The organism is Stutzerimonas balearica DSM 6083 (genome assembly GCF_000818015.1).
Classification (GTDB): Bacteria; Pseudomonadota; Gammaproteobacteria; order Pseudomonadales; family Pseudomonadaceae; genus Stutzerimonas; species Stutzerimonas balearica.
This window is the reverse complement of the sequence record NZ_CP007511.1, coordinates 426,670-440,086: the sequence shown is the minus strand read 5'-3', so window position 1 is coordinate 440,086 and position 13,417 is coordinate 426,670. Positions and strand designations below refer to the sequence as shown.

At 66.8% G+C, this 13,417-nt stretch carries 12 protein-coding genes; 6 read left to right on the top strand and 6 right to left on the bottom strand.

All coding sequences use genetic code 11. The annotated features are described in order from the left end of the window. Positions 1–141 precede the first annotated feature (141 nt). From glcF to glcD, 3 genes are all read right to left on the bottom strand, one after another. Positions 142–1,359, bottom strand: a complete 1,218-nt coding sequence (glcF, locus tag CL52_RS01960) for a glycolate oxidase subunit GlcF (RefSeq protein ID WP_043218099.1) — start codon at positions 1,357–1,359, stop codon at positions 142–144. Positions 1,360–1,543: 184 nt separating this feature from the next. Next, positions 1,544–2,602, bottom strand: a complete 1,059-nt coding sequence (gene glcE / locus CL52_RS01955) for a glycolate oxidase subunit GlcE (protein WP_043218097.1) — start codon at positions 2,600–2,602, stop codon at positions 1,544–1,546. Next, on the bottom strand, positions 2,602–4,101 hold the full coding sequence (gene glcD / locus CL52_RS01950; RefSeq protein ID WP_043218096.1) for a glycolate oxidase subunit GlcD: 1,500 nt from the start codon (positions 4,099–4,101) through the stop codon (positions 2,602–2,604). Before glcD ends, glcE begins: the two co-directional genes overlap by 1 nt. Before the next feature lie 235 nt (positions 4,102–4,336). Here glcD and glcC point away from each other — a divergent pair, with 235 nt between their 5' ends. Continuing rightward, on the top strand, positions 4,337–5,110 hold the full coding sequence (gene glcC, locus CL52_RS01945) for a transcriptional regulator GlcC (protein WP_043218095.1): 774 nt from the start codon (positions 4,337–4,339) through the stop codon (positions 5,108–5,110). 77 nt (positions 5,111–5,187) lie between these two features. On the opposite strand, the gene CL52_RS01940 is transcribed toward glcC, so the two are convergent. Further along, complete coding sequence (locus CL52_RS01940; protein ID WP_369804578.1) at positions 5,188–6,138, bottom strand: sensor domain-containing diguanylate cyclase; 951 nt, start codon at positions 6,136–6,138, stop codon at positions 5,188–5,190. 132 nt (positions 6,139–6,270) lie between these two features. Here CL52_RS01940 and CL52_RS01935 point away from each other — a divergent pair, with 132 nt between their 5' ends. From CL52_RS01935 to CL52_RS01915, 5 genes are all read left to right on the top strand, one after another. Beyond that, positions 6,271–6,810 (top strand): chorismate--pyruvate lyase family protein, encoded by a 540-nt coding sequence (locus tag CL52_RS01935; RefSeq protein WP_043218094.1) that lies wholly within the window; start codon positions 6,271–6,273, stop codon positions 6,808–6,810. A gap of 46 nt (positions 6,811–6,856) precedes the next feature. Then, complete coding sequence (gene ubiA / locus CL52_RS01930) at positions 6,857–7,747, top strand: 4-hydroxybenzoate octaprenyltransferase (RefSeq protein ID WP_043218093.1); 891 nt, start codon at positions 6,857–6,859, stop codon at positions 7,745–7,747. Positions 7,748–7,868: 121 nt separating this feature from the next. Continuing rightward, entirely contained in the window at positions 7,869–8,558 is a 690-nt protein-coding gene (gene phoB, locus CL52_RS01925; RefSeq protein WP_043222862.1) for a phosphate regulon transcriptional regulator PhoB, read from the top strand. 86 nt (positions 8,559–8,644) lie between these two features. Continuing rightward, positions 8,645–9,946, top strand: a complete 1,302-nt coding sequence (phoR, locus tag CL52_RS01920) for a phosphate regulon sensor histidine kinase PhoR (protein ID WP_043218091.1) — start codon at positions 8,645–8,647, stop codon at positions 9,944–9,946. A 97-nt stretch (positions 9,947–10,043) separates the two neighbouring features. Then, a complete protein-coding gene (locus tag CL52_RS01915) occupies positions 10,044–11,384 on the top strand; it encodes a hemolysin family protein (RefSeq protein ID WP_043218090.1) in 1,341 nt (446 codons plus the stop codon). Positions 11,385–11,427: 43 nt separating this feature from the next. On the opposite strand, the gene CL52_RS01910 is transcribed toward CL52_RS01915, so the two are convergent. Continuing rightward, on the bottom strand, positions 11,428–12,324 hold the full coding sequence (locus CL52_RS01910) for a peptidoglycan DD-metalloendopeptidase family protein (protein ID WP_043218088.1): 897 nt from the start codon (positions 12,322–12,324) through the stop codon (positions 11,428–11,430). A 130-nt stretch (positions 12,325–12,454) separates the two neighbouring features. Beyond that, positions 12,455–13,360 (bottom strand): response regulator, encoded by a 906-nt coding sequence (locus CL52_RS01905; RefSeq protein ID WP_043218086.1) that lies wholly within the window; start codon positions 13,358–13,360, stop codon positions 12,455–12,457. Between the last annotated feature and the right edge of the window lie 57 nt (positions 13,361–13,417).

The window sequence follows — 13,417 nt, the reverse complement described above, 5'->3', positions numbered from 1 at the left end:
TCGATTCTCCTGTCTGCGTATTTCGGTTGTTCGGTTGGCGCGCGGCGGGCGGGCCGGAGGGTTCGATTCGGTGGAAATTCGCTTTGCGAGATTTCCACCCTACGGCGTCGTAGGGTGGAAAACGGCGCAGCCTTTCCACCGTCACCCCATCGATTCCTCGACCACTTCGATCCAGTGCTTGACCGGCGTGCGGCCGGCGCCGTCGAGGTGGGTCTGGCAGCCGATGTTGGCGGTGACGATCACCTCCGGCTTGCCGCTCTCCAGCGCGTTGAGCTTGTTGTCGCGCAGCTGGTGGGAAATCTCCGGCTGGGTGATCGAATAGCTGCCCGCCGAGCCGCAGCACAGATGCGCATCCGGCACCGCGGTGAGCTGGAAGCCCAGGCGGGTGAGCACGTCTTCGACCGCGCCGCCGAGCTTCTGTGCGTGCTGCAGGGTGCACGGGCAATGGAAGGCCATGCGCTTGTCGGCGCGCACGTCGAGCTTTTCCAGCTCGGCGCTGCGCAGCACCTCGACCAGGTCCTTGGCCAGCTCGCTGACCCGTGCGGCCTTGGCCGCGTAGGCCGGGTCGTCCTTGAGCAGATGGCCGTATTCCTTGACGAAGGCGCCGCAGCCGCTGGCGGTCTGCACGATGGCTTCGGCACCCGCCTCGATGGCCGGCCACCAGGCGTCGATGTTGCGTCGTGCGCGCTCGAGGCCGGCGTCCTGGGCGTTGAGGTGGTAGTCCACCGCACCGCAACAGCCGGCCTCACGCGCCGGGCTGACGCTGATGCCCAGGCGGTCGAGCACGCGCGCGGCGGCGGCGTTGGTGTTCGGCGAGAGGCTCGGCTGCACGCAGCCCTCGAGCATCAGCACGCAACGCTGGTGCATGACCTGCGGGCGCGGTTTGGCCGGGCGAATCTCGCGCGGCAGGTGGTCCTTCAGCGAGGCCGGCATCAACGGCTTGAGCGCATTGCCGGTACCGAGCAGCGCCTTGAACAGCCCCGGACGCGGGATCACCGTGCGCAGGCCGCCGCGCACCAGGCGCTCGCCCAGCGGGCGCTGGACCTGGCGTTCGATGAAGTCGCGACCGATATCCAGCAGGTTGTGGTATTTCACCCCGGACGGGCAGGTGGTCTCGCAGTTGCGGCAGGTCAGGCAGCGATCCAGGTGCAGCTGGGTGCTCTCGGTCACCTCGCCGCCCTCGAACATCTGCTTCATCAGGTAGATGCGCCCGCGCGGGCCATCCAGCTCGTCACCGAGCAGCTGGTAGGTCGGGCAGGTGGCATTGCAGAAGCCGCAGTGCACGCAGGAGCGCAGGATGCTTTCGGCTTCCTCGGCGCGCGGCAGTTGCTTGGCGGCTTCGCTCAGATTCGTTTGCATGAGGTCGTTCTCAACACGAATGGCTCTTTGCGTTGGCGCTTCGCGCCAACCCTTCGGGACGCGCTCCAGAAGGCGCAATCCATCGTTGTTCGTCGTTCATTTGGAGCTACCAAACTTCTCTCCTCTCGCCTCGTCTTGCGCCTTCTGGCGCAGCGTCGCAGCGGCCAATCGCGCTGAGCACGACCTAGACCTCGGAATACATGCGGCCGGGGTTGAAGATCCCCTGCGGGTCCAGCGCGGCCTTGAGCTGGCGGTGGTAGCGCAACAGCGGCGCCGACAGCGGCTGGAACGGCTCGGCGGCACCGGCGGTGAAACAGGTGGCATGCCCACCGACTTCCGCCGCGATGGCGCGGATGCTTGCGGCGTCGGCATCGGACTTCAGCCAGCGCTGGGCGCCGGCCCAGTCGACCAGCTGCTCGCCCGGCAAGGCCACGGCCGGCGTGTTGTTCGGCAGCGACAGGCGCCACAGCGGGCGCGAGTCGGCAAAGAAGGCCAGGCGCTGCTCGCGCAGGTCATTCCAGTAGCCGGGGTCGAGGTCCTCGCCACCGATGCGTTCGCGCGCGGCGTTGACCGACCCTTCGCCACCTTCCAGGCGCAGGTAAAGGGCCTTGCCGTCATGGCTGGCGGCGCTGATCGGTACCGGCTGCTGGCCCCATTCGGCGAGCTTGAGCAGGGCGCGCTCGAGGTCGATCTCCAGGCGCAGGCTGGTGCACTGGCGCGGCTTGGGCAGGACCTTGAGCGAGACTTCGGTGAGCACGCCGAGGCAACCGAAGCTGCCGGCCATCAGGCGCGACAGGTCGTAGCCGGCGACGTTCTTCATCACCTCGCCACCGAAGCGCAGGTGCTTGCCCTGGCCGGTGATGATGCGCGAGCCGAGCACGAAGTCGCGCACCGAACCGCTCCACGGCCGCCGTGGGCCGGACAGCCCGGCGGCGATCATGCCGCCAACGGTGGCGCCTTCGCCGAAGTGCGGCGGCTCGCAGGGCAGCATCTGCCCGGCTTCGTCCAGGGTGGCCTCGAGTTCGGCCAGCGGTGTGCCGGCACGCACGCTCACCACCAGTTCGGTGGGGTCGTAGCTGACGATGCCGCGGTGCTCGCGCACGTCGAGCAGCTGGCCCTCGACCGAGCGACCGAGGAATGCCTTGGTCGCGCCACCCTGGATACGCAGCGGGGTCTTGGCGGCGAGCGCCTGGTTGACCTGGTCCAGCAACTGCGCGCTGGCGTCGTTGGCGAATACGGACATCAGAAACGCTCCAGTTCGGGGAAGGGCAGCTGACCGTTGTGGATGTGCATGCGGCCGAATTCGGCGCAACGATGCAGGGTCGGGATGTTCTTGCCGGGGTTGAGCAGGCCGCTCGGGTCGAACGCCGCTTTCACCGCGTGGAACAGGGTCAGCTCGTCGCTGTTGAACTGCGCGCACATCTGGTTGATTTTCTCGCGGCCGACACCGTGCTCGCCGGTGATGCTGCCGCCGACCTCGACGCAGAGTTCGAGGATCTTGCCGCCCAGTTCCTCGGCGCGCTCCAGCTCACCGGGCTGGTTGGCATCGAAGAGGATCAGCGGGTGCATGTTGCCGTCGCCGGCGTGGAACACGTTGGCCACGCGCAGGCCGAACTGCTCGGACAGATCGGAAATGCCCTTGAGCACGCCCGGCAGCTCGCGGCGCGGGATGGTGCCGTCCATGCAGTAGTAGTCCGGCGAAATACGGCCGACCGCCGGGAAGGCATTCTTGCGCCCGGCCCAGAAGCGCACGCGCTCGGCTTCGTCCTTGGCCAGGCGCACTTCGGTGGCGCCGGCCAGCTTGAGCACTTCGCTGACGCGCGCGCAGTCGTCGTGCACGTCGGCTTCCACGCCATCCAGTTCGCAGAGCAGGATCGCTTCGGCATCCACCGGGTAGCCGGCGTGGATGAAGTCCTCGGCGGCGCGGATCGACAGGTTGTCCATCATTTCCAGGCCGCCGGGGATGATGCCGGCGGCGATGATGTCACCCACCGCACGCCCGGCCTTTTCCACCGAGTCGAACGCGGCCAGCAGCACCTTGGCCACCTGCGGCTTGGGCAGCAGCTTGACCGTCACCTCGGTGACGATGCCGAGCATGCCCTCGGAGCCGGTGAACAGCGCCAAGAGGTCGAAGCCCGGTGAATCCAGCGCGTCGGAGCCGAGCGTCATACGTTCGCCTTCGACGGTGAGGATTTCCACCTTGAGCAGGTTGTGCACGGTCAGACCGTATTTCAGGCAGTGCACGCCACCGGCGTTCTCGGCGACGTTGCCGCCGATCGAGCAGGCGATCTGCGACGAGGGGTCCGGCGCGTAGTACAGCTCATGGGGCGCGGCGGCCTGGGAAATCGCCAGGTTGCGCACGCCGGGCTGGACGCGGGCGAAGCGCCCGGCCGGGTCGACCTCGAGAATCTTGTTGAAGCGCGCCATCACCAGCAGGATGCCCTGCTCCAGCGGCAACGCACCGCCGGACAGCCCGGTGCCGGCGCCGCGGGCGACCACCGGCACGCCGCGCTGGTGACAGAGCTTGAGCAGGGTTTCGACCTGCTCGACCCGCTCGGGCAGCACCACCAGCATCGGCGTGGTGCGGTAGGCCGACAGGCCGTCGCATTCGTACGGCTTGAGGTCTTCGCCGCGATGGAGGATTTCCAGGTCCGGCAGCGCGCGCTGCAGCTCGGCCAGCAGGGCGGCCTTGTCGACCTTGGGCAACGCGCCGTCGACGCGTTCGTCGTAGAGGATATTCATGCAGATTCGCCGCTCTCGTACGGTCACCCCAGCACGGCCGCTGCGGTGAGATGCCGCATCTTTAGCCGGCCCGGGCGGCGGCGTCCATGCCAGCGACAACTGGTCCTACCAGTTTTTGTAGTGAGGCCCTGCAAGACACTACGCAAAACCCGCTCCGACCGGCGCCAGTGCACATCTGCAAGCACTGAGGCTAAACTCGCCGGCAACTGGTCCTACCAGCTGTGGAGAGCCCTGCATGCTGAGCGAAAAACACAATGACCGTCGTCAAGTCGCCGACGTGGTGGCCGAGCGCATCGAACGCTTGATCGTCGATGGCGTGCTCAAGGTCGGCCAGGCGCTGCCCTCCGAGCGGCGTCTGTGCGAAAAGCTCGGCATCTCGCGGTCGGCGCTGCGCGAGGGCCTGCGGGTGCTGCGCGGGCGCGGCATCATCGAGACGGCGCAGGGCCGCGGCTCCTTTGTTGCGCAGCTGTCTGACAGCCACGACGCCAGCCCGCTGATGCACCTGTTCAACTCGCAGCCGCGCACGCTTTACGACCTGCTCGAAGTGCGCGCCCTGCTCGAGGGCGAATCGGCACGGCTGGCGGCGCTGCGCGGTACCGAGGCGGATTTCATCCTGCTGCGCCGGCGCTACGAGGAAATGCTCGCCGCGCATGCCGATGGCGAAGGCGCCGACCCGCGTGAACATGCCCGGCTGGACCACGCCTTTCACCTGGCCATCTGCGAGGCCTCGCACAACCCGGTGCTGGTGCACACCCTGCAGTCGCTCACCGACCTGATGCTCAGCACCGTGTTCGCCTCGGTGAACAACCTCTATCACCGGCCGGCCCCCAAGCGGCAGATCGATCGCCAGCATTCGCGGCTCTACCATGCCGTCACCGAGCGCCTGCCGGATCAGGCGCAGCGCGCGGCGCGCGACCACATCCACAGCATTCGCGACAACCTCAAGGAAATCGAGCAGGAGGAGCAGCGACTGGTGCGGGCGACCATGCGGTTGGAGGGTTGGGCGTAAAACCCGGAAGCTGGACGAACGCAGGGGGGCTGTCGATTCTTACACCCAAACCGGGCCCTCGAAAGCTCACCTCAGGGCTAAGCGAGTACCGCCTGGTCGCGGCCCTGATGCTTGGCCTTGTAGAGCAGGCTATCCACCCTTTCGAGAAAGGCCTCGGGCTGGTCGAACGGGCCTGGTACGAGAGTACCGACGCCTAGACTGATCGTCAGCAGCGGTGCGACCTGGGAGTGGGCGTGCTGGATATTTTGTTCGCGAATCAGCTGGCGACAGCGCTCGGCAACCTGGGCAGCAGCCTGCGCATCGGTCTCTGGAAGCAACAGGACGAACTCTTCACCGCCATAACGGGCCAGCAGGTCACGCGGGCGCACGGCGGCACCGCTCAAGGCCTGGCCAACGCTTTTCAGGCAATCGTCGCCACGCACATGGCCATAGTGGTCGTTGTACTGCTTGAAATAGTCGATATCCAGCAGGATCAGGGATAGCGGCAGGCTGTTGCGCTGAGCATTGCTCCACTCCATCTGCAAGCGGTTGTCGAACATGCGCCGGTTGGCCACGCCGGTAAGGCCGTCCTGATAGGAAAGTTCTTCCAGCTGCTTCTGCAGCTGCAACAGCTTTTGCTCGGTCTGCTTGCGCTCACTGATGTCGAACATGAAGCCAACCAGCGCTTCGACCTCGCCCGCGGCATTGCGCAGCACATGCACCACATCGCGGATCCACACATAACGGCCGTCGCGGGTCAGCGCGCGATAGTCGGCCTCGTGGTCGAGCCCTGACTGGGACTGCGCCACACAGAAATTCACCACCCACTCGCGGTCTTCAGGGTGCATGCGCTCTGCCCAGTCATTGGCGCTCAGCCAACTGCCCTGCGGCCAGCCCAGCAGGGTTTCGATCTGCGGGCCGATATAGGCAAACGTCATGGTGGCCCAGTCGATCTTCCAGGGGATGGCTTTGGTCGATTCCAGCAAGGTCTTGTACACCGCACTATCGTTCATCATCGAGCCGTTCATCATCGAGTCGTGCAGGTGCATGGCGGACATTCCGGGCGGGGAATGCGCAGGTTGTAACCAACATCGGCAACCCGCGCAACCGCCGGAGCCATCGCGCTGGCCGGCTTTCTTGTTAGACTCCCCGCCTTCTCGGAACCGCACCCTCTATCGCCTGTGCCTGAACTTCACACATGGCTGACCGCCAACCAACTGCCGACGCCGCTCGACCCGCTGCAGCATGACTGGCTCTACGTCGACAAAGGCTCGCTCACCCGACGCCTCACCGAGCTGGCAGGCGGTGCGTTCAGCGTCACGCCGCTCGTCGAGGGCTGGCAGCTGCTGCGTGACGACGAATGCAGTGCGCTGGGCGTGGCCGGGGGCAGCGAAGGCTGGGTGCGCGAAGTCTACCTGTGCGGGCACGGGCGGCCCTGGGTGTTCGCCCGCAGCGTCGCCGCACGCGCCGCGCTGGAGCGTTCCGACATGGACCTGCAGCGCCTGGGCAGCCGCTCGCTCGGCGAACTGCTGTTCAGCGACCCGGCATTCACCCGCGGCACGCTGCAAGCCTGCCGCTACCCGGCGGCCTGGCTGCCGCCGGAGCATCGCCACCCCGACCTGTGGGCGCGCCGCTCGCGCTTCAGTCGCGAGCCCCTCGGCGTGCTGGTAGCCGAGGTATTCCTGCCCGAACTCTGGCAAGCCGCCGGCATCGCGCCGTGAGCCGCGCTGCCGCGTCTGATTCGTCATCTTCCGCACGGAGCCGCCGATGTATCTGAAACTCCTGCAATCGTGCAATCGCCTTCATCCGCGCGCCTGGGACTTCATCCAGCTGATGCGCTGGGATCGACCGATCGGCATCTACCTGCTGCTCTGGCCGACGCTCACCGCCCTGGTGATCGCCGGCGGTGGCCGACCGAGCGTCGCCAACCTGATCATCTTCACCCTCGGCGTGTTCTTCATGCGCTCGGCCGGCTGCGTGATCAACGACTTCGCCGACCGCAACTTCGATGGCCATGTGCAGCGCACCCGCGAGCGGCCGATGGCCACCGGCCGGGTCAAGCCGCGCGAGGGCTGGGTGCTGTTCGCCGTGCTGGTGACACTGAGCTTCGGCCTGGTGCTGCTGACCAACGCCACCACCGTGTGGCTGTCGTTCGGCGCGCTGGCGGTCGCCTCGCTCTACCCGTTCATGAAGCGCTACACCTACTACCCGCAGGTGGTGCTCGGCGCAGCCTATTCCTGGGGCATCCTGATGTGCTTTACCGCCGAGCGCGGCAGCCTGCCGCCGGAGGCCTGGCTGCTGTTCGTCGCCAACGTGGTGTGGACGGTGGCCTACGACACCTACTACGCGATGGCCGACCGCGAGGACGACCTGAAGATCGGCATCAAGTCCACCGCGATCCTGTTCGGCGATGCCGACCGCGTGGTCGTCCTCACGCTGCAGGGCCTGGCGCTGTTCTGCCTGGCGCTGGCCGGCGCGCGCTTCGAGCTGGGCCTGTTCTTCAATGCCGGGTTGCTGGTCGCGCTCGGCCTGTACCTCTGGGAGTTCCGCCAGACTCGCACACGCGACCGCCAGGCCTGCTTCCACGCCTTCCTGCACAATCACTGGGCCGGGCTGGCCGTGCTGGTCGGCTGCATCCTCGACTACGCCGCCCGCTGAGCGGCCTCCGGCCCTGGCGCAGACGGCCTGTTGACGCCATGCTGGCCGTCTCCAGGCTGTCACATCGCTGCAACAATTGCGTTATCTAATGCCGGGCGACAAGAACGACCGAGGCTTGACCATGAACGGCAAGAGCATACTGATCGTCGACGACGAAGCGCCGATCCGCGAGATGATCGTCGTCGCCCTGGAAATGGCCGGCTACGAGTGCCTGGAGGCGGAGAACACCCAACAGGCGCATGCCCTGATCGTCGATCGCCAGCCCGACCTGATCCTGCTCGACTGGATGCTCCCGGGCACCTCCGGCATCGAACTGGCGCGCCGGCTCAAGCGCGACGAGCTGACCGCCAACACGCCGATCATCATGCTCACCGCCAAGGATGAGGAAGACAACAAGATCCAGGGCCTGGAGGTCGGTGCCGACGACTACATCACCAAGCCCTTCTCGCCGCGCGAGCTGGTCGCCCGTCTGAAGGCCGTCCTGCGGCGCGCCGCGCCCGCCGACAACGAGACGCCGATCGAGATCGGCGGCCTGCTGCTCGATCCGATCAGCCACCGCGTCACCATCGATGGCAAGCCGGCCGAGATGGGCCCGACCGAATACCGCCTGCTGCAGTTCTTCATGACCCACCAGGAGCGTGCCTATACCCGCGGCCAGCTGCTCGACCAGGTCTGGGGCGGCAACGTCTACGTCGAAGAACGCACCGTCGACGTGCACATCCGCCGCCTGCGCAAGGCACTCGGCGAAGCCTACGAAAACCTCGTGCAGACGGTGCGCGGCACCGGCTATCGTTTCTCGACGAAGAACTGAGCCGACATGAGCGAGGCTCTGCGCCAGCGCGAACGCGCAGGACAGCCCGGGCGGCCACACCTGCCACTGGATCGGGAGCACAGGGATTGAACCGCGACTGGCAAGGCGCGCTGGTGCGCAAGCTGCTGCTTCTGCTGGGCGTCTGCCTGCTGCTGGGCCTGGCGACCGGCGAATACGGCTGGGCCCTGGCGCTCGGCGCGCTCGGCTACCTGGCCTGGACGCTTTATCAGGTGCTGCGCCTGCAGCGCTGGCTCAAGAGCAGCGAGCCGGATTCCCCGCCACCGGATGCGGTGGGCCTGTGGGGCGACGTGTTCGACAGCCTCTACCAGATGCAACGCCGCGACCTGCGCCTGCGCGGCCAGCTGCAGGCCGTGATCGACCGCGTGCAGGGTTCGACCGCTGCACTCAAGGATGCGGTGATCATGCTCGACAGCGACGGCAACCTCGAATGGTGGAACCCCGCCGCCGACCACCTGCTCGGCCTGAAGAAGCGCCAGGATAGCGGCCACCCAATCACCAACCTGGTGCGTCATCCGGCGTTCAAGGAGTACTTCGAGAAGGGCCACTACGAGGAGCCGCTGGAGCTGATCTCGCCGATCAACGACCGCATCCGCCTGCAGTTCAACATCACCCGCTACGGCAACAGCGAGCATCTGCTGCTGGTACGCGACATCACCCGGCTGCATCAGCTCGAACAGATGCGCAAGGATTTCGTCGCCAACGTCAGCCACGAACTGCGTACCCCACTGACGGTGATCTCCGGCTATCTGGAGACGCTGCTGGAGAACAGCGACCAGGTCAACCCGCGCTGGCTGCGCGCCCTGCAGCAGATGAACCAGCAGGCCGGACGCATGCAGCACCTGCTCAACGACCTCTTGCTGCTGGCCAAGCTCGAAGCCACCAACCCACCCACCGGAGGCGTGCCGCTGGACATCGCCGCGCTGTTGCAGACCGTGCAGCACGACGCCCAGGCGCTGTCCGGCGAGCGCGGCCATCGCATCAGCCTCGAGGCCGATGCGTCGCTGCGGCTCAAGGGCAGCGAGTCGGAGCTGCGCAGCGCCTTCTCCAACCTGGTGTTCAATGCGGTCAAGTACACGCCCGACGGCGGCGATATTCGCATCCGCTGGTGGCGCAATGAGTACGGCGCGCACCTGAGCGTCGAGGACAACGGCATCGGCGTCGAACAGAAGCATCTGCCACGCCTGACCGAGCGCTTCTACCGGGTCGACTCCAGCCGCGCCAGCAGCACCGGCGGCACCGGCCTCGGCCTGGCCATCGTCAAGCACGTACTGCTGCGCCACCACGGCCGCCTGGATATCAGCAGTACGCCCGGCAAAGGCAGCGTGTTCACCTGCCACTTCCAGCCAGAGCAGGTGGTGACCGACTAGACCGAACGATGGATTCGTCGGCGGCAACGCCCGGCTCGCTTGAAATGCCGCCGGGCTGCCCCCATCCTCACGCGGGTCAACGGCCTTTCCCGAGCTCATGGACCCTTCCCCCGGTTACACCGCCCCCTCGTACTTCGCCGATTTCGGCCTGATTCTCTTTGCCCTGTTCCTGGTACTGCTCAACGGCTTCTTCGTTGCCGCCGAGTTCGCCATGGTCAAGCTGCGCTCCACTCGCGTCGAGGCGATCGCCGATGCGCATGGCTGGCGGGGGCGCATCCTGCGCAAGGTGCACAACCAGCTCGACGCCTACCTGTCGGCCTGCCAGCTGGGCATTACGCTCGCCTCGCTGGGCCTGGGCTGGGTCGGCGAGCCGGCCTTCGCCCATCTGCTCGAGCCGGTGCTGGCCGCCGTCGGCATCGACTCGCCGGCGCTGGTACACGGCATCGCCTTCTTCACCGCGTTTTTCATCATTTCCTACCTGCACATCGTGGTCGGCGAGCTGGCGCCCAAGTCCTGGGCGATCCGCAAGCCCGAGCTGCTGTCGCTGTGGACGGCCGCACCGCTGTACCTGTTCTACTGGCTGATGTACCCGGCGATCTACCTGCTCAATGCCAGCGCCAACGCCATCCTGCGGATCGCCGGCCAGGGCGAGCCCGGGCCGCATCACGAGCATCACTACACGCGTGACGAGCTCAAGCTGATCCTGCACTCGAACCGCGCCATGGACCCGAGCAACCAGCACATCCAGGTACTCGCCTCGGCGGTGGAAATGAGCGAACTGGAGGTCGTCGACTGGGCCAACTCGCGCGAGGACCTGGTGCAGCTCGAGCACGATGCGCCGCTGGCCGACATCCTCGAGCTGGTGCGCCGGCACAAGTACAGCCGCTATCCGGTCTACAACCGCGACCTCGGCGAATACGTCGGCCTGCTGCACATCAAGGACCTGCTACTGGCCCTGGCCGGCGACGAGCGGCTCGCCGAGCATTTCTGCCTGGACGACCTGCTGCGCCCGCTCGACCGGGTGTCCAAGCACATGCCGCTCAATGCCCTGCTCGAGCAGTTCCGCCAGGGCGGCGCGCATTTCGTGCTGGTCGAGGAAGGCGACCACAAGGTGATCGGCTTCCTGTCGATGGAAGACGTGCTCGAAGTGCTCGTCGGCGACATCCAGGACGAACACCGCAAGGCCGAACGCGGCATCCTCGCGTACCAGCCCGGCAAGCTGCTGGTGCGCGGCGACACACCGCTGTTCAAGATCGAGCGGCTGCTCGATGTCGACCTCGACCACATCGAGGCCGAAACCCTTGCCGGGCTGGTCTATGAGAGCCTCAAGCGCGTTCCCGAGGAGAACGAGGAACTGCGCGTCGACGGCTTGCAGATCATCGTCAAGAAGATGCGCGGGCCGAAGATCGTCCTGGCCAAGGTGCTCAAGGCGTCGTAGAAACCACCAGCCCCGGGACGACGATAGTGAAGGGGGGGCTGCGTCACTCGCCGCCCACGGCGAAGTTCGGCAGGCTGTTGACCGGCTGGGCGAAGTCGAAGGGAATCGACTCGATCGCCAGCCCGACGTTGCGCTGCACCACGAAATGCAGGTGCGGCCCGGTGCTGTTGCCCGTATTGCCAGAGCGCGCCAGCCGTTCCCCGGTTGCGACGCGCTGGCCTTCGCGCACCACCACCGAGCCCTGCATCAGGTGCAGGTAGACGCCCATGGTGCCGTCATCGTGCAGCACGCGAACGAAGTTGCCGGCCGGGTTGTTGCCGCGCCCGCTCTGCTCGTTCTCCACCTTCACCACCATGCCGCCGCGCGCGGCAATGATCGGCGTGCCCTCGGGCATGGCGATGTCCACGGCATAGCGGCCCTTGGCGGTGAAATGGCTGTACTGGCCATTGGCGCCCTGCGTCTGGCGGAACGGGCCGCCGCGCCAGGGCAACGGGTACTTGTAGGGCTTGGGCAGCAGGCGCGGGTCACCCAGGGCGTGGCGCAGGCGCGGTGTGTAGCGCAGCGGCTTGGCCGGATCGCGCGGCGCCAGGGTGGCCAGGCGGATCTGGCTGCGCGGCGGCAGGACCCAGCGAATCGGCTTGTCCGGCGCACCGACGGCATTGCTGACGTTGCTCAGGCTCAGCTCGATGTCCACCGGGGCGAACAGATCGTTGCGCACCAGCAGGGTTTCGCCAGCGGCATGCTTGCGCGTCTCGAGCTTCACCTGGTTGTCGAGCCTCTCGACCATGCGGTCGCGAAACAGGAACACACGTGCACCCGGTGCGGCCTGGTCGGAATAGGTCACCACGCCGTTGGCATCGGTGTACTTGTAGATGGTCAGCGCGCTGGCCGGCATCACAGCCAGCGACAGCCCGAGCAGCAGAAGGATACGCCCCAGCATGATGGCAATTCTGGTAGTTGTAGGAGTGTTGGCGGGCACAGCCTAGCAGTGCCCTGCAGCGCGCGGCGAGCGGCCAGCCCCGCGGCTGTGAAACGCATCAAGCACAGGTGGCTCCAGGCGATGGGCGGCGCTAGGCCCCCGGGACGAAATGCCGCTGGGCGGTGCCGCGGGCGATCAGCCGGGACAGGTAGTCCAGCTTCTGCGGGTCGCGGTCGACGAAGCGGAACGATAGCTGCAGCCACTCGCTGTCAGGCTTGGGCTCGAGTGCCGCCACCGCGTGCAGATAGCCGTTGAGCCGCGCCACCTCGGCGCCCTCGCCCTGCTCGAGGTCGAGCACGGCGCTTTCCAGCACCTGCGGCAGGTCGTCGCCTCGACGCACCACCAGCAGCGCCTCCTTCAGACTCAGCGCCTTGATCACGCAGGCCTGGGTGCCGGCGGCCAGGCGCAACTGGCCCTGGCCGCGCCCGCCCGACGCCGCCGCAGGCTTGCTCGCCGCAGGGGCCGCGGCAGGCGGCGCGGCCACCGGCGCCGTCGCCTCCGGCTTGGGCTGGCGCACGACCTCGGCCTTGCCGCCGGTCAGCGCAGCGAGCGAATCGTTGGCGACGCCGCCGGCCAGCGCTCGGGTCGGCGCGCTGGCGGCCAGGGCATCGAGCTTGCCGGCCCGGCCGAGCGCCTTGCGCACCTTGGTCGCCAGCTGCTCGTTGGAGAACGGCTTGCCGATATAGTCCGAGACGCCGGACTGGATCGCCTGCACGACGTTCTCCTTGTCGCCGCGGCTGGTGACCATGATGAAAGGCACGGTCTTGAGCGCGTCCTGCGCACGGCACCAGGTAAGCAGTTCGAGCCCGGACATCTCGGGCATTTCCCAGTCGCAGAGGATCAGGTCGAAACGCTCGCGGCCCAGCAACTGCTGGGCCTTGCGGCCATTGACGGCCTCCTCGATGACGATGCCGGGGAACTGACTGCGCAGGCCCTTCTTGATCAGGTCGCGGATGAAAGGCGCATCATCCACCACCAGTACGCTGACTTTGCTCATCGGTCCCTCCCCTAGCCGTTGCGGCAAGCATATCGGCAAAGCATGCCGAGACTGAAG